Origin of the sequence: Chryseobacterium indologenes (assembly GCF_002025665.1) — a bacterium.
GTDB classification, from domain to species: domain Bacteria; phylum Bacteroidota; class Bacteroidia; order Flavobacteriales; family Weeksellaceae; genus Chryseobacterium; species Chryseobacterium metallicongregator.
The window spans coordinates 3,463,122-3,483,021 of the sequence record NZ_CP018786.1 but is presented as its reverse complement, the minus strand read 5'-3'; the positions used below and the strand labels follow the sequence as shown (position 1 = coordinate 3,483,021).

Below are 19,900 nucleotides of genomic sequence, written 5' to 3'. Positions count from 1 at the left end.
GAGTTTATGCAGTGTTTTACCAATTATTTCCTGACATGATCAACACCTGGCTTTCCGTTCCGTATTTGATTTCGTTAAGGAAGATTTCTTTCCCTTCATCCAATGGAATCATAGAAATACCTCTGCGTTCATATTCTGATTCAAGGGTGGAAGAAACCATTCCGGCACCTTTCCATGGTCCCCAGTTGATAGAGATCACTTTTCCTTTTAATCTTTTATTTAAAGCATTGGCGTAATCATCCAGTACACTGTTGGCCGCAGCATAATCTGTCTGACCTTTGTTGCCGTATACGGAAGCAATACTTGAGAATAATACGACGAACTGGCAGTCTGTACGAAGCTGTTCAGCTAATACGCGAAGGGGTTTCACTTTGGTATCAAATACACGTCCGAAAGAGCTTGTCGTCTTTTGTTTGAATAGTTTATCTTCTAAAAGACCTGCTCCATGGATGACTCCGTCAAGGCGGTTATATTTTTCATAGATAATGCTGATCAGATTACTTAATCCTTCTTCGTCACAAAGGTCTAATGATTGGTAAATAATAGTATTTCCAAGGTTTTCCATATCACGGATGGTACGCAGAATCTGATTGTTTTTGAAAATCTTCGTTGTTTCTTTTTCTATTTCTGCCGGAGATGTGAATTGACCTGACTTGATTAAGAAGCTTCTGATTTCTTCTTTGGTTTTCATTCCTTCAAAGTCTTTCGCAGAAAGTTCATTTCTTGGGTCAGCTGATCTTCCTACCAGAATGTAAGTACAAGGATAGGCCTGAGACATATGCTTCACCAATTCAGCCGTGATTCCCTGTGCTCCTCCCAATACCAGAACCACAGATTTTTTATCCAATTGAATATGCGCTTCATTCAAACTTGTTGATAATGGAGAAGGGATAATATCTACTTTGTGTCGCTGGTCATTTTTGTAAATGATTTCAGCAGGTTTATCGTTGGTCAAAATCTCTTTTAAAGTAATCTCAGCAATCTGATCTACTTCCTGAGGAGTACTTAGGCTGATCAGTCTGCAGGTTGTATTGTCAAATTCTCTTGCTAAACTTTTGAAAAGTCCCGGATATCCCTGGTGGTGGCGTAATACGCTTACATCAGAGATTTCCTGAAGATGTGCAGGAATATCAGAGATCAGATATACCCATTTTGCTTTATCAAAATCCAGTTTTTTGATCAGATCCACATGGTCGATAATGCTTGGTTTATCAACTGTTGAGAACAGGTCCAGCATAATTAATCCGTCAATGTTTGAAAGATCTTTTTCTGTATCTACTATTTCTACGATGGCTCCATGTTTTTCCAGTGCTTCCCTGATCGCTGAGGTTTGCTTGCTGTCATCCTGAGTGATGGCAAAACGTTTTCCCTGTAATACTTCTGTATTTTGTACTAAAGAAGCGTCAGTCGGTGTGATGTCAAAACGAAGACGTGACAATACATTTTGAGTTGGCTCTGTAATATTTTCTTCTTTCACTTCCTGAGCTGCTTCGTTGGTTTCTCCATTCATTTCGCTGATCCAGCTTGCCAGACCGCGAAGGGTTTTAATGGCAGCCAGTTTTTCCATAACATCATCTGCCTGTTCAAGGTTTTGGCCAAAACCAATTTTGGTTTTAAGATCACCGATGATTTCCATACGTTTAATGGAATCAATACTCAGGTCAGCTTCCAGATCAAGATCAAGACCTAACATTTCTTTTGGATAACCAGTTTTCTCACTTACAATATTCAAAATGGCATTTTGAAGATCTTCAAGAGAGAATGCCGGCTGAGCCTGTGATTTTGAAACTGATGATTCAGCTGCTGTTCCGTTTTTTTCTATGGCAGCTGTTGTATCTGCTCCTGAGAATTCTGTAAGCCATGAAACAAGTCCACTTAGCGTTTTTATTCCGGCTAATTGTTCCATAACGGTATCTTCACTGGTGTTTCCGTTGCCCAGAGTTCCCAATTCGTTACGAAGTGTTCCGATAATTTCTACTCTTTTAATAGAGTCAATACTTAAATCAGCTTCAAGATCCATTTCCATACCCAGCATTTCCTGTGGATATCCTGTTTTGTCACTTACCACCTGAAGTAATAAGGATTTGATATCTCTTGACGGAGCTTGTTTTACAGGAGCTACAGCTACAGGTTTTTCCTGATGAACAGGCTGAACCGGAATGGCTGATACAGGCTGATGTGCAGGAGTTGGTATTGGTGAATTGTATACAGGAGCAGGGAATGCCTGAGGATTCTGTCCCATAAAGGAAAGCATCACATCACGCTGTGCCTGTATCATTAATTTCATGCTGTTTAAATATTCCTGCAGCATACGTTCAGCAGTAGACTGAGCTTCAGTTGCAGGTGCCTGTGGATTATTCGTAAAATTGTTCATGGGAATAGGGTTTATTAGTGGTAAAGCACCATTAGATGGCAGATTACCAGTAGTTGGATGGGCAGTTTGCCCGTTAACACGCCAGATAGCAGGGCTTTTCTTGTAAAGCTCAGGTTGGTTGATATCAATAACCTTAACGCTTCTGCCATCAAAAAGTTTATTAATATTGAAGCTGCGGCCTGTCCCTAAATATTGAGCCAGCATGCAAAGCAGATGACTGAATTTATTACGGCTGTTGTCTTCAACATATAAGGTCAGCTGATCTTTTTCCAGGCAGGATTTGGTGAGTCCGGTAAGAACTTTTCCTGGTCCTACTTCGATGAAGATTCTTGCTCCATCATTATACATTGCCTGAAGCTGTTCTACAAACCTTACAGGCTGTACCAGATGATCAGTAAGTCTTTCTTTTATTTCTGAAGGATTCGCCGGATATACTTCTGCTGTGGTATTGGACCACACCGGAATCTGCATTTCCTGGAAAGGAACATCTTTTAATACTTCAGCATATAAATCTTTGGATTTTGCCAATAATGGACTGTGGAAAGCACATGCTACTTCCAGTTTTTTAGCAGAAATACCTTCCTGTTTAAGAACTTCCAGTAATTTATTAATCGCTTCTGTACTTCCTGCAATGACACATTGAGTAGGAGCATTGAAATTTACAGGATAGCATCCTTCTACTTTAGCAATAATAGGCTGTAAACGTTCTGCAGTGGCACTTGCTGCAAGCATTGAACCTGGATCTCCACCTTCTACTGAATTTAAAATAGATTGAGCTCTCTGAACACTTAAGTCAACCAGTTTATCTTCTCCAAATACTCCGGCAAAACATAAAGCTGGTATTTCACCATAACTGTGGCCTGCCAGCATATCCGGAATAATACCCAATGATTCCAGGAATTTAGCCAAGGCAAGGTCTACAATTCCTAAAAGAGGTTGTGCTAAACGGGTATCTTTAATGGTTTCTTTTTGTTGTTTTAAATCAGCCTCATTAAAGGTCTTAGATGGGAAAACTACTTTTTCAAGTTCAGGATACTCATCGATAATCTTACGCATAGCAGGGAAAACGACGAATAAATCACGAGCCATATTGATTCTCTGACTGCCTTGTCCAGGGAATGTGAACGCTACTTTACCTTCTTTTTTATTCACGGTAAAAGTATCTTTTGTCTCAATCCCTAGCAGTACTAGCTCAAGCTTCATCATCAAATCTTCAACTGTATCCGCTACAATACTGAACTGAATTGGTTTTTCCGAACTGATACTTAAGCTATAAGCAATATCTTTTAATGGAATACCATCATTAATTTCTAATAAAGCCTTAATCTGGCCTGACTGTCCTTTGGCTTCTTCATACGTATCTCCACGGAAAACAAATAGTTCCGAAGGCCACGATTGCATTGCGATTGAATTATCCTGCTTAGGATGGTTGGCAATAACCGTATGGAAGTTCGTTCCTCCAAATCCGAAAGCACTGATTCCTGCATAACGGTTCTTCTCGCTCCATAGTCCACTTTCTGCATGGAAAGCAAATGGGCTGGTTTCTGCATTATAATAAGCATTAGGCTGCTGAAGATGAAGAGTAGGTGGTTTTACCCCATGATATACTGCAAGCGAAGCTTTGATTAATCCGGCTAATCCTGCCGCACACTTGGTATGTCCGATCTGTGTTTTTACAGAACCTAAATGAGTCTGCCCGGGTAAAGCTCCTGAACGGATGAATAAATTAGTTAAGGCACTTAATTCTGTTTTGTCCCCTACAACGGTTCCAGTACCGTGAGCTTCCACTAAACCTACAGAAGCAGCACTGATACCAGCCTGGGAATAAGCACGTTCTAATGCTCTTACCTGGCCTATTTGTCTAGGAGCAGTCAATCCCAAAGCTTTTCCGTCACTGGATCCACCAACTCCTTTGATTATTGAATAGATACGGTCACCATCGCGTACAGCGTCTTCATATCTTTTTAAAACAAGAATGGCAATGCCTTCTCCAAGGGCAATACCGTCTGCCTCACCATCGAAGGTAGCACATCTTCCTTTTCTGGATAAAGCATGCGTACTGGAGAACATCAGATAATCATTGATTCCGTTGTGTAAATCGGCTCCTCCGGCAAGAACCATATCCGATTTACCTAATACAAGTTCCTGGCAAGCCAGATCAATAGCGGCCAAAGAAGAAGCGCAAGCTGCATCTACGGTAAAGTTTCTGCCTCCAAGATCCAGTCGGTTGGTAATTCTACCCGCGATAACATTGGCAAGAATACCCGGGAATGAGTCTTCTGTGGTATGTGGGAAGGCTTCTTTTACTTCTTCATGAAGTTCTCCGAAAACCTGTTTATAGTATCCTCTGAAACTATAGCTGTTGGCAAGATCATTACCTCCTTCAGCTCCGATAATTACAGAGATATTTTCTCTATTGATGTGTTTTTCACCATATCCTGCATCTTCCATGGCGCGTTTTGCGACCAATAAGGTCAACAATTGTGTAGGTTCAATTGCTGCAAGGGACTGTGGCGGAATTCCGAATGCCAGTGGATCGAAATCAATTTTAGGAATAAATCCTCCCCATTTGGAGTGGGATACATCCGGTCCGTCAGAATCGGGATGGTAATATAATTCTTTATTCCATCTTTCATCTGGTACTTCAGTAACACTGTCTTTTCCTAAAATAATATTTCTCCAGTATTCATCCAGGTTTTTAGCGCCCGGGAAGATACATTCCATCCCTACGATAGCAATATCCAGTGGCTTTTCTGTTGAAACAGGTTCCTCTGATAATGCAGCATCCTGAATATATTCGTAATTGTCTACAACACTTTGATGCAGGGCTGCCAATGAGATAACACGATTATGCATCGTAGCAACCTGTCCTATCATGTACATTCCTAAATCCAGTTGATCATCTTTAGGAATATTGACCAGTTTGTCGCCTTGGCGTTCAATACCTTTAGCAGCAATACGCAAACGGCCTACATTTAATTTTTCAAGCTGTTCCCAGACTTGTTTCTTATCCATTCCGGCAGCAAGAAGTTTTGCTTTTTCTGTATTGAAATGATGGGCAAATGCAGTGTTTAAACAACGCGTTTCATGTCCCGGAGCGGTTTCCAGTAAAACGGTATCTTTTGCCTGCATAGCCTGAGACTGGAACTCTTCCTGAATAGCTCCGGTTTGTACAGCCTCATGAGTATACAGATAGGCAGTACCCATCAATACTCCAATTTTTACTCCTCTTGCAGCCAATGGTGCAGCCATAATGGAAACAAATGCCGTTGAAAATGCATTATGAATTCCTCCTGCAAAAAAGACACTGATGTTTTCAGGATGGTCTTCTTTTAAAATACGTTCAATTTGTTTTTCCCAAAGTACTGTACTTGAAAGTGGACCTACGTGTCCTCCACATTCACGTCCTTCGAAAATGAAGTTTTTAGCGCCTTCTTTCAGGAAAATATCCAGAAGAGCAGGGGAAGGAACATGTAAGAATGATTTTATTCCGGCCTTTTCAAATACTTTGGCCTGAGCAGGTCTTCCTCCGGCAATTAAAACTACGGGAGGTTTTGCTTCTAATATATAGGATGTCTGTTCATCTCTTAATTCCTGTGGTGCGAATCCTAAAATTCCTACACCCCATGTTTTTTCACCAGCAAGTTTTTTGGTGTCCATTACCAAAGACTTCGCGGATTCTCCTTTTAATAATGACAAAGCAACAAAAGGTAAAGCTCCGGCATCTGCCACTGCATTGGCAAATGAAGGGACATCACTTACACGGGTCATTGGTCCCTGAGCAATAGGGTATTGCAGTCCCAGTTCCTGAGCTAAAGAGTTGCCTTTATCAATGACATTCAGTGCTTTTGCCTGCTTCAGGTGTCCATACATGGCTTCTTTAAATCCGAAAATCAGTTTTTTCAGTGTTTTGAAGTCTTCATACAGGTCAATTGCAAGGGATATGTCTTGTCCCATTGTGATGTAACATGTGCTAAGGTCAAAACCGGTAAAATATTGTTTCAGCTTTTCAGCGGTTACGTTTTCAGGTAAACCTGGTGAATTGGGTCTTACCAATACACGGTGGTTCGCGATCACCTTAGTTTCTGTACCATTCAGTTTTGAGCATACTTCTTTCAGGTCCTTAGGAACTGAACTTTCAGGGAACAATGCCAGCTGGCTGTCCAGTATAACTCCGGTTGCTCCCAAAGCTTTTGCTGCGGCTGCGGTATGAAGACCTATTCCTCCTTGTACCCACACCGGAATGCTCTGGATTTCTTTGATCACACGCTGGAATAATACAAACGTGGATTCATAGCCTACTAATCCGCCAGCTTCATTTCCTTTGATAATAATTCCTTGTGCTCCCGCCTGTTCAGCTTGTCTTGCTTCTTCTAAACTGGTTACCTGATAAACAACAGGTACATTGAGTGGCTTAGACATTCCGAACGGTAGGATCGCAAATCGTACTTTTTCCGGAATTTGAAGAGTCGTGAAATTGTCGTTAGAAAAATAAATACCATACGATGGTACGTCTATCTGGTCAAGTTGATGTAACGCTTCCTGGGCTTTCGCTAGCTCATTTCCTAAACTTAGAACGGGAAGTGCACCCGCCTGGTGCAGTTTAGATATAAGGTTAACGTCCGGCTTTTCAAAAGGCGTCAGTCCAATAATGGTTAATTTTTTCATGGCGTGTTAATTGAATTATTGAATGATAGCAAGAGTTCCATAACAGAATGCAAGGTCTTTCGATCGTAAGACCATTACTCTTTGCTACGATATAGTAAAAATTGTTTTTATTAAATCGTTAACAATAGGTGTTGTTTTGTGGTAATTATTTAATAATCTATCGGTATGGGATAGATTTTGGGTTGTAGTAGTTATATCCGGCTTTTCAAAAGACATCAGCCTGATTTTGGTCAAGTTTTTCATAGCATTTACGGTATAGAAATGATTAATGATATCTCATAGCAAAACATCAATGTTATTCGTATAAATAACAATTTTCTGTTATGAGGAAATAAAAATAATAAAACTATAATATATCTTCAATAATACACGCTATTTGATAATGATTTTTTAATATGAAAATATCAATTGTTCAAATGCTATTAAAGTATATTTATTGTTTCCTTATTCTTAGAAACATGGCCGGTACAATCTTATAAATTTTAACTATAAATAGTTATAGTTAAAAAAATGTTAAGCAAATATAGGAATAAAAAATAAAATATTTCAAAAACAAGAGATTTGTTTTTAGGTATATTACAAAAAGATAATATACAATGGATAAGGTTCTAAAATGTAAGAATTACCTTTATCAATCTGATAAAATGGCAAGGCGAATTTAAATAAAATTAATCAATATATTGTGATTTAATTTGAATTATTTGTGAATTTTTTCTATCTTTTTGATAAATAAATAGATAGGTATTTTTAAGAATAAATTAATATTATTTCGAAATTCATAAAAACAGTAATGTTAATAAAATAATGAAATGAGATTTATGACTTTTTCCTCTTCTTCAAAATAAAGAAAAAGATAGGTTTTCGGTGAATCGTTAAGAAATATTTAAATTTCTGTTTAAAATTAGCTGTCATTTGCCTGCATGGTAATAGAAGTAATTCTTAATAAAGGAAATAACCATGTAAGTGTTGGTTTAATTTTTATCATGTGTTTGTATTTTATCTTGGTGTGAGAATTATAAAGATGAATTTTCTTTCTGTAAAAGTATATTATTCAATCATGTTTAAAAAAAATATCCTGTAGATATAAGCCGTTGAGATAATATAATAATACTACTTAAGTGTAGGCGGCAAGATATAATTGTGTAGATGTTAAATTGTTGAAAAAGTGAAGTTTGGAAAATAAAAAAATCCGTTGAAATATTTTATTTCAACGGATTTGTATTGTTTAATTTTTGTTGTTAGTCTGTATTAAAAGAATTAATTGAGATTGATATTCTTTTATTGAATTCATTGTTCTTGAACCTTTAATAGGGTTAAAAAATACTTAATCCGTACTGCTTCGCCAGATCTAAAATCATATGATATCCGGCAAGAGAATTTCCGTGTTGATCTAAAGCAGGGCTGAATACCCCGATTCCTATTTTTCCCGGAACACTTACTGTAATTCCTCCTCCAACACCGGATTTGCTTGGTAAACCAACCGTTCTGGAATATTCCCCACTGAACTCATACATTCCGGCAGTAAGCATTTGTGATTCTACTAATTTTGCCATATCTGCGTTTTTATAGGTGGAATCTCCGTCAAATCTTACACACTGGTTGGCAAAGAAGTATCCTATTTTTGCGAGATCTTCAGCAGTAAGTTCAATAGAGCATTGTTTGAAATAGTTGTCCAGCTGGTCTTCATTTCCTGAAATCAGTCCGCTGTTTTTCATGATGTAAAACATTCCACGGTTGCGGTGTCCTGTTGATTTTTCCGATTCGTAAACCGATTTATTGTAATCTATGGATGGGTTTTTGGTAATATACCTTACCATATCCAGTATTTTAAGGAATGGCTTCTCACCATCTCCTGAGATCAGTGAAGTGGTAAGAATAGCTCCGGCATTCATCATTGGATTAAGCGGTTTCCCTGTAGTTTCAAGGTTTGAAAAATGGTTGAAGGGTTTGTCTGATCCAAAGTATCCCATTTTATCAAAAATATGAGTTTCTCCTTTTTCATTTACAGCTACCATTAAGGATATAATTTTGGAAATGCTTTGCATGGTAAATTTTTTGCTTACATCACCGGTATTGAATACTTTCCCATTTTTATCAACCACTGAAAAAGCAATTGCTTTAGCATCCATTTTCCCTAGTTCAGGAATGTAATCTGCTACTTTTCCCTGAGCATAATAAGCTCTGTTTTTTTCCAGAATGGTATTTAATGTTTTTTCTGAAAGGGTCGAGATATCTGCTGCCTTCTGTGCGTAAACGATTGTGTTTAAGGAAAGAAAAGCTGCAGTACAGATTCCTTTGGCAGAAAATAAAAAGTTTTTGTTTCTCATATAGGAGTTGTTGAATATAATGTTTATGATAAGCCTTGAAAAACAAAGATAAATTATTTTAATCTTGTCGGCAATTCTAATGATTATCCTTACCGATATTGATATAGGTATGGATGGGAAAAGCTTATAGATGAAGATTAAATTGTTGAAATACACATAGTTTTTTTAAGAATTAAGAAATAGGTAAAAAGCTTGTTATTTTATCTGTTTTGAATGTGATTAATTTTAATAAAAATTAATATTATTTAGTAAAAAATAAATTAAATTGAATTTTGTCTATTGATTTTGGGATTTGTTGATTTGAAATTTAGGATTTTATTTGATTGAAAATGCCTTGGTAACCCCGAAATTAAAAAAAAGATGATTTTTTTTTTATAACTAATAGGTTGGTGAAATAACATATAAGTATGAATTTATATATATTGTTGAAATTCAACTGTGAAATAATGTTATTTTTTCACGATTAAATGATTTTTGTATTATTATTTTTATTAATTTGACAAAAAATTAATAACACTTTTTTAATAACTATGAAAAACAACACCTATTTTGGTAGGCAGCACATCTTCAGATGGCTCCTGCTATGTTGGCTTCTGGTACCCTGGGTACTGCAAGCTCAAGCTCGAATTACATGGACCGCTCAGGTCGGATGCCAGGAATTCCGTGGCGAAAAAGAAGGTCAGATCCCTGACAACGGAATCGCTTATTCCTACATCAACTCATCTCAATGTCTCCGTGTCTGTGAGCAATCAACTGTAAAATACGAGATTCAGGGACCGAATGTTTCCAATGTCCAATGGACGGTTTCAGGAGGTACTGCAGCTATTTCAGGACCTGCGAATACCATAGCGAATGTAAGCTGGGGAGCAGCGGGGAACGGATCTTTACAGGCGGTTATCACCTATAATGACGGAAATGTTGAAACCCAGACCATTTGTATCGAAAAGATTAACAGACCGATTGCTAAATTCGAAATGTTAAACCTGGCTGATACTGTATGTAGAAATACGACGATCTATTTCGATAATCTTTCTGAACAGAACGGTGGATCGGATATCATTAACTACTTCTGGGACTTTGGCGATGGTACAACTTCTACCGCTTTTGAGCCGTCTCATTTGTATGCTAATCCCGGAAACTATACGATCACTCTGACGGTAACCAACAAGTGTGGCTGCCAGGATAAAATTAAAAAACAGATCAAGGTATTAAAAGCTGATCCTGTACAGATTAACTGTGCTTCCGTAGTATGTGAAGGCAGTACTGAAAAATACAATGTACAGGATGGATGCAACAAAGGACAATGGAAAGTTATCGGAGGATCAATTGTCAACAATAACGGTAACGAAATTGAAGTGGTTTGGGATCAGGTAGATCCGTCTGACGGCTTTGGATATGTAATGTACATGTCAGAATGTGCTTGTCCTGAGTGGACGACAATTAAAATTCCTGTAGTTTTAAAAAATGCAAAAATTAAAGGACAGGAAGTGATATGTACTGGCAGACAGTATACCTATTCAATTCCTCAGTGGCCAACAACCAAAGTTAACTGGAATGTTTCTGGTCCTGCGGGAGGTCTGTTGACGAATACTCAACAGAGAAATGAAATTGTTTTCTCCGCAAATCAGCCAGGGACTTATCATCTTACGGCTAATTATTTCAATACTTTATTGACATGTGAAGGACAGGCTTCTATAGATATCATAGTAGAGGCTCCTGTATTGGTAAGTGGAGGTGTGGATGAAATCTGCGCCGGAACAAGCCAGGGATTTACGGCTTCTCCTAACGTACCGGTGATCTGGAAAGTAACAACCGGAGCATCTACCTATACTTCGCCACCAATGACGGGAATATTCAACTACAACTTTGCAACGGCAGGAACATATACTGTGACGGCTACCAAGCAAGGTGGAGGTTGTGAAAGCAATGGAAGAATTATTAAGGTATTACCAATTCCACAGGCACCTAACGGAACCATTTCCGGAGAAGCAAAAGTGTGTCCAGGAAAACCTTATGTTTATACCATCAGTACAGTGGATCCAGGAATGGTACCAGTTTGGAGTGTTACCAACGGAACTATTCAGGGAAGTAACGCAGGACAATCTGTTACGGTGATATTTAATGCTGGTGCTTCATCATATACAGTGTCTGCACAGAATAAATCAATCAGCAGTGCAGCATGTCTTTCAGCTCCAAAATCATTCAATGTAACGAAGCTGGATCTTAGCACGATTGTTATTAATCCAAACTCAGGACCTTTCTGTCCGAGTAGTACTCAAACTTTCAGTGCAAACCTCAACGGTATTGTTCCGGATTTTATGGAATGGTCATTTGCCAGTTCAAACTTCGGAAGTGTAGTGGGAGGACAAGGTACAGCTAATATTACGGTAAACTTCAATGAAATTTCTTCAACAAATACTACCAATCTGATCTTGAAAGTAGTAAAATGTGGAGTGACGAAAATCATCACTATGCCGGTATCTTTAATAACGCTTCCGGTAGTAAGCTTTACCAATGTTGGTGGAATTTGTTTAGGATCAAATCTTACTTTTACAGTAAATCAGGGAACTATTACTTCAGCCACAAGTGTTACTTTCACTTTTGCTGGCGGAACGTTTACGACAGCCTTTAATCCGGCTGGAATTTATAGCTTCCCGAATAACGGATATATTCAGAATAATTCAGGAAACAATGTTTCCCACACAGTTACTGTAACTTATGCAGGTACTAACGGATGTAACTATAAACCTACAGCAAGTGCTAACTTTATTGTATATCCTGAAACCATTATTACTGTTTCTCCGGTATATAATATTGCAGTTTGTGATCCTACCACAATGACACCGTATACTATTACGGCTAACAGCTCTACAGGACTTACCAATATCATGTCCTGGCAGTGGTATAAAAATAATGGTATTATACCAGGTGCAACTACAAACTCGTTTACGATTTCAGGAGCAGGTGCTTTTGGAACATATAGAGTACAGGCTGTAGATATTAACGGTTGTGTGGTTTCTTCACAGAATATTAATGTGACTCAGTCTTGTCCGAGCAGTGGAAGTTGTACAGCAAATCCTCAGATTAACTTTGTTCCGGCATGGTCTGCTTGTAACAATATTACGGTTTCTGGTTTAACATACAATGGAACTCCGGATGAAATCCAATGGTTGTCAGATCCTATGCTTACTTTGGTTTCCGGTCAGGGAACTGCTTCACCGGTATATCAGACTAATCTTGCAGGAGCACATCTTGTTTTTGTACGTCTGAGATACGGATCATGCTGGTACAGCAAAGGGGTAGAAGTGAGAAAGAATTATGAACCTAAATTCAATATCAGTACAGTATGTAGTGGAAATGGTTATAGTGTAACACTTTTCAATACTTCTACAATATTTGAAATCAATCCGGCGTCTATTACTTACACATTCACTTCGCCGGGACAGCCTACTCAAACAGGGCAGTCAGCTACTTATAATCTTGCACCAGGGATTTATACCTTTACAATGACGGTGTCTGCACCAGGGAAGCCAATATGTACCACTACGCAGACTATTACATTAGCTCCGATCCCTGATACCTCTTTCTTGGTTCCTGCCTGGTTATGTGCACGTTCGCCTATAACGTTCAGTCCAATAAATTATGTTCCCGGAAATACCTACACATGGATTTTTGACGGTACATCTTATATTACGACAGGATCAGGTGCTACAATAACGTACAATACAGCAGGAACAAAAACAATTCAGTTGAAAATTAAAACTCCTATGGGATGTGAATATCTTTCTCCTGTAATTGGTGTTGATGTAAAAGAGGCCACTCTCGATGGAGATTTGGCGCCTCCTACACTTGTTGCTTGTATAGGAAGTGCTCCTAATATTATATTCAGCAGTACACTAGGGTCTCCTACTCAGTATATCTGGATGAATGGTTCTCAACCTGTTTCAGGAGCACCAAACTCTCCTGTATTCACACCAACACAATCAGGTAACTACTGGCCTGTGCTGGTATCATCAGACGGATGTACAACAAGTATTATGAGTACTAAAGCAATACCGGTAACGCTTAAAAATCCTCCATATGTTAACATATCAGGAACAGCGAATATCTGCGAAGGATCTTCAACAGTACTTACAGGTATTGTAACAGATAATACACTAGAATATCAGTGGAAAAAAGGAAATTCTGTGATTGTACCATGGGCTTCTTCTCCTTATCCTATTGCTATAAGTACAGGACCATTATCTGCTGGTACTTATGTGTATACGCTGGAAGTAAGAACTCCGGGTACCTCAGGATGTACAAGCAGCAAAAGCTTTACAGTTACTGTAAATAGTCCACCGGCACCGATTTCAGTAACTTATAATATGGTAAACTGCCAGCCTTATCAGGTGATGTTGACAGCATCTGGACCGTCTGCAGGAGTTTATAACTGGAGCAACGGGATGACAGGGCAATCTATTACAGTGAATGAAGGTGGTGCTTATCAGGTTATTTATACGGCACCAAGTGGATGTAAAGTTGTAGGTAATACACAGGTTCCATTAAGCCTTGAAAGCCTGATGTGGGTATTCCCAACGGGATGCTATGATGAATGTCTTAGAAAGAATTATGTTTTAGGACCAAAAGGAGTCTTCGATCATCATGATTGGCTGTTGTTCGGAAACAGCATCCAGAGCGGAAACAATAATTATATCTATCCGCTGTATATCAATGTTGCAGGGACCTATCAGCTGCAAATCGATCATCTGGGATGTCAGTTTACTTCCGGAACCATGAATTACTATCCAGGTAAAGAATGTGGATTCGAAACAGAATGTAAACTGGAAGCAGATATCAAAAATATGAAATGGGTTGGTGACCATTATAATGTGTATGGAGTAATCTTCAATACCGGAAGCCAGCCGATAAGTCTTACCGTTTCAAGTCTTAATGGATTTGGAATTTATCTTCCATCTATTATTACGATTCCGGCAGGCGGGGTGTATGATATGAACGCTAATCCATTGGCATTCTATCCAAACTCAGGCTTCCAGGGTACAGATGAGATTTTATTCTCTAATGAGACATGTAAGTTTACTACCAAAGCGGTGGATCCAAACTGGATGGGTATGAAAAGTGCAGAAAGAAGTGTAATAGCGACTTCAGTTTCTTCTCTGAAAATGATCCCAAATCCTGCTAAGGAAAAAGTGAAAATCTCGTATAATACGGGCAATGAAAAATTACAGGCAAAACAGGTTACAGTTTTTGATGCCATGGGCAATGTCAAATTCCGTAAGGAACTGAAAACGGCTTCCGGAGAGGTAGACGTGGATGTTACCAGCTGGTTGCAGGGTGTTTATATTGTTATCGTACAAACGGGAGACACCTCATTACAAGGAAAACTAATTAAAAATTAGTAGCTTATAAAGCAGTGTTCTCTTCGGAGAGCACTGTTTTTTTATAGGATGTGATAATTAAATGAATTTTTATGATACAATTAAAAAACAAACTTTGGGGATTACTTCTGATAGTACCAGGATTATCTTTTAGTCAGGCTTATCAATGGCAATGGGGAAAACAGGCAGGAGGATTAACAGGTTCTGCTGATCCGGGGTTTCATTATGTATTTGATGAATCTATAAGGGATATTGTAGTGGATAATAACAATAATACCTATTATCTTGCCACAATGCGTGAACAGGATCAAAATCTGAATGGAGCTTCTGTAACCAATTACGGTCTGAGTGATCTTTTTCTGTTCTCTGCAGACTGTGCAGGAAATATAAGATGGACCAGGCCAATAGGAGGTTCAGGAGATGGAGAAAATGCATGGCATATTAAAGTAGATAATAACGGAGGATTATATGTGCTGGCAACCCTTTATAACAATTCATATGTAGGAGATCCTAATGCTGTTCCTATGCATTTTGATGATACCCATACACAGCCTTTGTATACTTATTATGACCAAACGATAGAACCAGCCCATAAAGCTGCTTTTCTCCTAAAATATAATACTTCAGACGGTACATTGGCATGGAGCAAGTCTTTACAGGGTGATGTTAGCTATTCCACGCGAATGTGTGATGTTCAGATGATGTATATGGATGCATCTAAAAATATTCATGCTATAATGGGGTTTAGAGCAGGTACGCATTTAAACGGATTAATTACAGTGCCTTCAACCTTTACATCAACGTATCAGTATTATGCCGTTAAATTCAATTATGATAATGGGAATATGACACCAGCGACTCCTTTGCTTCTTCCTGTTACAGGAGGAGCAATAAATATTGTAGGAAGAGAGGGAAAAGTGAATGTAGTATACGATGAAAGTTTGAATCGTTATTATATCGCTGGTAAAAGAATGGATCCGGGATTCAGTAATCTGGTTGATCTTTCCTATAACAATGTTCCATTTACGAAAGCAGCATATGTACTTGCTTTAGATGGTACTACCGGAGCTGAGGTATGGAGAAAAGAACTTAATAATGGTACAACAAGTACGGATGATGAAATTCATGCAATTATAAAAGACCCGGTTACTTCAGATATTTATATTTCAGGGCGTTATTTTAACGGAATAACCGTGCCTGCAACTTTCGGAAGCTATACTTTTCCTCTGAGAAATTATGTGGAAGCTGTTCCGTTTGTTATGAAGATGAACGCAGCAGGTACAGTACAATGGGCAAGAACTCCGGAAGCAATGTCTGGTCTTCAGTTTGGTTATCGTTTTACCAAAGGAACAATTGCTATAAATGGAAATGAAATAGCCTTTGCTAAAGGAAGTTGGTCTGATGTCTGGGGAAGCTATGCAATGGTACGTCCTGATGGAGACAGATCAGATCCTTTATTGGTGAGACTTAATAAAGATACCGGAGATGTTTTGGGAACAGGAGAAATCCGCAGTAACTATTATGTTATAGATGAATTTACGGCGGTTGCTGCAGATAATGATGGCAACTATGTGGTGGGAGGTTTTTTTCATGATCAGTTATTTACAGATGCCAATGACAATGTCAATACAATGGCGGTTAATGTAGCAGGAGGAAAATCTCAGTCTTTTTTTACAAAATTTGCTAAATCAGCGTGCAGTCAGATGTCAGTAGAAGAAACTGCTGCTCAGGCAGGAATGCAATTATATCCTAATCCGGTTCAGGATGTATTAACGATTAAGAGTAAAGAGCCTTTGGTTTCTTATGAGATTTTTGGGGCTACGGGACAACTGGTAAAACAGGGAACTTTGAATATGATGCAGGAACAGATTGTAGTATCTTCTCTTCAGACAGGAGTATATTACGTTAAACTTAAAACCAAATCTTCGACAGTAACGGAAAAAATATTGAAGAAGTAAAAAAAACAAAACTGAAAACTAATAACCTTATATATAAAGCAGTGTTCTCCAAAAGAAAGCACTGTTTTTTTATCGTTGCTGGTTGATGTAATTGAATAACCTATTCCGTATTTTTGCACAGAATTAAATGGCTAAACTGTTTATTCCAAAATATGAACAATATGTTTTCTGATAATCGTCAAATTGAGGTGGTTTCTTCCTTTTCTGAACTTGTAAATACCCATTTTCAGGGAGTGATGAATGCCATTTGCTGGCATCGAAATATGGCGGGTGATTTTAAAGAAATTGTGGCAAAGCTTCAGTTAAAAGATAATATCACCGAAGTCACCAGTGAAGATCTTTTAGCACTCCAACTATCAGAAGAAGGCAGTATCGCAAGGGGAGTTATTTTAAATGATTTACAGCTATTGACAGATTTTGGTGCATCTCCGGTTCTTAATTTACTTAAATGCTATGAACGTGACGAAGAACTTGGTTTCATTTCAACAGATGTATACTCATATCATGTAGACCGTTCTCCTGTAGGAACAGATACTTTTCTATGTACTTATCACGGGGCAGCAAGTGACATCATAGCCAATGATGAGGTTGAACAGAAAATTTTAATTCCTGAAATCCGGGAACAGCTCAAAACATTACACGACGGTCCGGAAGAAGAATTTGAAGACTTCCTGAAAGAGTATTTCTTTGATCTTCATTATCAGCCTAAGCCTGATGCAAAGCCTGTCAATTTGGGTGTTGGCCATCTTTGGCGGATTGCTGTAGATCATCCTGAGCAATCAGCCTTACCTTGTGTTCACAGAGCACCTGTTGAAAATGATGGAGCATACAGATTGCTGTTGATTTGTTAGATTATATTTTAAGTAAAATCAATTGATTGAATAAAGAAAATCCAATATCGGAAAGATGTTGGATTTTTTATGGCTGATTATAAAGCGCTCTTTTACTCCTGACTGATTGCCTTTAGTTCGTTTAAGTAATCTTTACTTTCAATATTCCCGACCGCAAATTCGTGTTCCAGCAGTTTGATTTTTTCTGTCTTAGTGTAAGATCGCTTATAGATTTTTTCCAGTATGCTGTCCTCATCAGGTAAAGGATTGAAGATGTTTTTCAGATCCCGATACGCATGATAATACCTGATTCCCAGTAATCTTTGTGAATGCGCATTGAAATGTACACCGTCAGGATTGGCAGTAAGGTCTTTTGCGGTGGCAAAATAACAGTTTTCATGAGTCTGTGCAAACTGTTCCAATTGCTGATTGACTAAAGGATAATGAATGAAATACGGTCCAAATATTCCATGGGATAGATAATCGCCTAAGCCACCAATGATAAGAGGAATTTTCGGACTGTTTAATTCTTTACGCAGCGTTTCAATAATTTCAGAAAATTTTTCCTGATACTTTTCTGCCTTTTCAGGAGAGCAGTCACTCTCACCCTGATGCCATAAGATTCCTTTGATTTCGCTTGTTCGTTGGGCAAGTCTGGCTTGTGATATAGCGTTTTCAAATAAAGCACCATCCACAGCCCAGTCATCAAGACTGGTGCCTCCGTCAGCACATGGAATTAATCCAATTTCATTCTGCGTATTATCAAGTCTCCATGCTGCTGCAAATGAAGCAGCAAGCCCGACACCCGAACTTGGACGGTCATAATTTATCGGTTCTGACATGATTTGCCATAATCCGTTTCTCAGCATTTTAATATGTTCGTCAAAAATAGGAGGGACTTCCTTTGCGTAGCCGCGCCCAGCCATATTGGACTGGCCTATCATTAAAAAAGAATGTATCATTATTGTTTATTTAATTGCATGCCTATGCTTCTGCTAAAGGCATTCCAGGCTAGTTTTTTTATTTCATTGGGAGCAATATCTCCGGATCTGTAAGCGGTGATGGTTGCAGTGATCGTATTTGTGAAAAGAATTTTTATCCAGACTAATGGCAACTGGCTGTCTATCAATCCTTCTTTTTGTAGTTTTTCAATTGTACTGAACAGCTCATTTCTTACTTTTAAATACTCCTTACCTGTTTCGGTTTTATAGGTAGGCTCAATTTCATTCAGTTTTATCAAAAAAGCATACTTTGTTCCGCTCTCAATTCCTGCATATAATAAGTTTTCAAGTTGTACCAGCGGATCTGTGGAACTGTTACAAGCTTTAATAGCTGCATTTTCCCAGGCCTGCATCATATTTTTGTTGCAGGCTTCCAGTAATTCGTTCCGGTTTTTGAAATAGCGGTGCAATGTCCTTCTGTTAAGATTACAATGTTCTGCAATCTCTTCAAATGTTGCCGAAAAGTTTTCATTGAAAACCGTTATAGCGGTATCAATAATTTTTTGTTGAGTACTCATTATTTTTTATTGGCTCAAATTTACGACAAATGTCTCAATATTGAGACGTTTATTTAAAAAATCATGATCAATAGAAATCGGTGTTAAAAATAATATACAGTAAATCAGGTGATTGAATTTATTTTTTTAAATCCCAAGCAAGGATATGGAATTTCTGTATTTATATAGATGAGTACTCAGTAAAATATTTTTTTAATCAAAATAATTAATTAAAATCAAAATGAAAAAATTCATTCATGTAAAATTGATATCTATGCTTGTGATCTTACTGGCTATTCCTTTTGCTCTGGCAAGCTGCAGTAATGATGATGAATCTCCTAAACCTAATCCTGTGACCATCAGTTTTGATGATCTTAATGGTGAATACACAGGAAAAGCAAGTGTATCCCAGGGAACTGTAAACGGAGAAACAGCGGTTGCTTTTACGGCCAAGAAAAACTTGATTTCCTATTCAGAATTTCCAATGAAAGAAATTATTTACTCTGTAATTTCTGATCCCGTGAAAGCTAATCAAGCCTTAACAGCCATTGGGAAAATAAAATATGACCTGGATTATACAGCAGTTTTATATCAGTATAAAAAGGAAATAGAACTTAATCTTCTTCCTAAAGAATTAACGGTTCAGGTTCCTATTGATGGTGTAAACAAGAAGGTTGTCATAACATTCACAGCTTCCAAAAAAGGATTGTTTACCAAACAGAGCAAGCAAAATATGAATTTTGAACTGCTTGCGAGTAAAATAACCGTTGAAGGAACAGCTGTCAATCCTTTCAACCCTATAAAATATAATTTTCAAATGCTGAAGAAGTAGATGCAGTGAGGAATAGTGTACAGATGCACTTACAC

General features: G+C 38.1%; 8 protein-coding genes. 4 read left to right on the top strand and 4 right to left on the bottom strand.

The features are described from left to right. Nucleotides 1-16 precede the first annotated feature (16 nt). Complete coding sequence (locus tag BUE84_RS15605; RefSeq protein WP_079242470.1) at nt 17-7,042, bottom strand: type I polyketide synthase; 7,026 nt, start codon at nt 7,040-7,042, stop codon at nt 17-19. A gap of 1,313 nt (nt 7,043-8,355) precedes the next feature. Beyond that, nucleotides 8,356-9,369 (bottom strand): glutaminase A, encoded by a 1,014-nt coding sequence (gene glsA / locus BUE84_RS15600; protein WP_099049852.1) that lies wholly within the window; start codon nt 9,367-9,369, stop codon nt 8,356-8,358. 530 nt (nt 9,370-9,899) lie between these two features. On the opposite strand from glsA, the gene BUE84_RS15595 reads away from it, so the two are divergent. The 3 genes from BUE84_RS15595 to BUE84_RS15585 all read left to right on the top strand — a co-directional run bounded on the left by BUE84_RS15595 (nt 9,900) and on the right by BUE84_RS15585 (nt 17,556). Further along, nucleotides 9,900-14,768 (top strand): PKD domain-containing protein, encoded by a 4,869-nt coding sequence (locus BUE84_RS15595; protein WP_079242469.1) that lies wholly within the window; start codon nt 9,900-9,902, stop codon nt 14,766-14,768. Nucleotides 14,769-14,839: 71 nt separating this feature from the next. Further along, entirely contained in the window at nt 14,840-16,705 is a 1,866-nt protein-coding gene (locus BUE84_RS15590) for a T9SS type A sorting domain-containing protein (RefSeq protein WP_079242468.1), read from the top strand. Between the two features lie 152 nt (nt 16,706-16,857). Beyond that, nucleotides 16,858-17,556 carry a DUF1826 domain-containing protein gene (locus tag BUE84_RS15585; protein ID WP_079242467.1) on the top strand — a complete coding sequence of 233 codons (699 nt, stop codon included), beginning with the start codon at nt 16,858-16,860 and terminating at the stop codon, nt 17,554-17,556. 92 nt (nt 17,557-17,648) lie between these two features. On the opposite strand, the gene BUE84_RS15580 is transcribed toward BUE84_RS15585, so the two are convergent. Further along, on the bottom strand, nt 17,649-18,497 hold the full coding sequence (locus tag BUE84_RS15580) for a sialate O-acetylesterase (protein ID WP_079242466.1): 849 nt from the start codon (nt 18,495-18,497) through the stop codon (nt 17,649-17,651). After that, complete coding sequence (locus BUE84_RS15575; protein ID WP_079242465.1) at nt 18,497-19,054, bottom strand: TetR/AcrR family transcriptional regulator; 558 nt, start codon at nt 19,052-19,054, stop codon at nt 18,497-18,499. Before BUE84_RS15575 ends, BUE84_RS15580 begins: the two co-directional genes overlap by 1 nt. Before the next feature lie 220 nt (nt 19,055-19,274). On the opposite strand from BUE84_RS15575, the gene BUE84_RS15570 reads away from it, so the two are divergent. Then, a complete protein-coding gene (locus BUE84_RS15570; RefSeq protein ID WP_079242464.1) occupies nt 19,275-19,865 on the top strand; it encodes a DUF4840 domain-containing protein in 591 nt (196 codons plus the stop codon). Nucleotides 19,866-19,900 lie beyond the last annotated feature (35 nt).

Excerpts from the sequence above, each read along its gene's own strand:
- BUE84_RS15605 (WP_079242470.1), bottom strand. The coding sequence starts at position 7,042 with ATGAAAAAATTAACCATTATTGGACTGACGCCTTTTGAAAAGCCGGAC.
- glsA (WP_099049852.1), bottom strand. The coding sequence starts at position 9,369 with ATGAGAAACAAAAACTTTTTATTTTCTGCCAAAGGAATCTGTACTGCA.
- BUE84_RS15595 (WP_079242469.1), top strand. The coding sequence starts at position 9,900 with ATGAAAAACAACACCTATTTTGGTAGGCAGCACATCTTCAGATGGCTC.
- BUE84_RS15590 (WP_079242468.1), top strand. The coding sequence starts at position 14,840 with ATGATACAATTAAAAAACAAACTTTGGGGATTACTTCTGATAGTACCA.
- BUE84_RS15585 (WP_079242467.1), top strand. The coding sequence starts at position 16,858 with ATGAACAATATGTTTTCTGATAATCGTCAAATTGAGGTGGTTTCTTCC.
- BUE84_RS15580 (WP_079242466.1), bottom strand. The coding sequence starts at position 18,497 with ATGATACATTCTTTTTTAATGATAGGCCAGTCCAATATGGCTGGGCGC.
- BUE84_RS15575 (WP_079242465.1), bottom strand. The coding sequence starts at position 19,054 with ATGAGTACTCAACAAAAAATTATTGATACCGCTATAACGGTTTTCAAT.
- BUE84_RS15570 (WP_079242464.1), top strand. The coding sequence starts at position 19,275 with ATGAAAAAATTCATTCATGTAAAATTGATATCTATGCTTGTGATCTTA.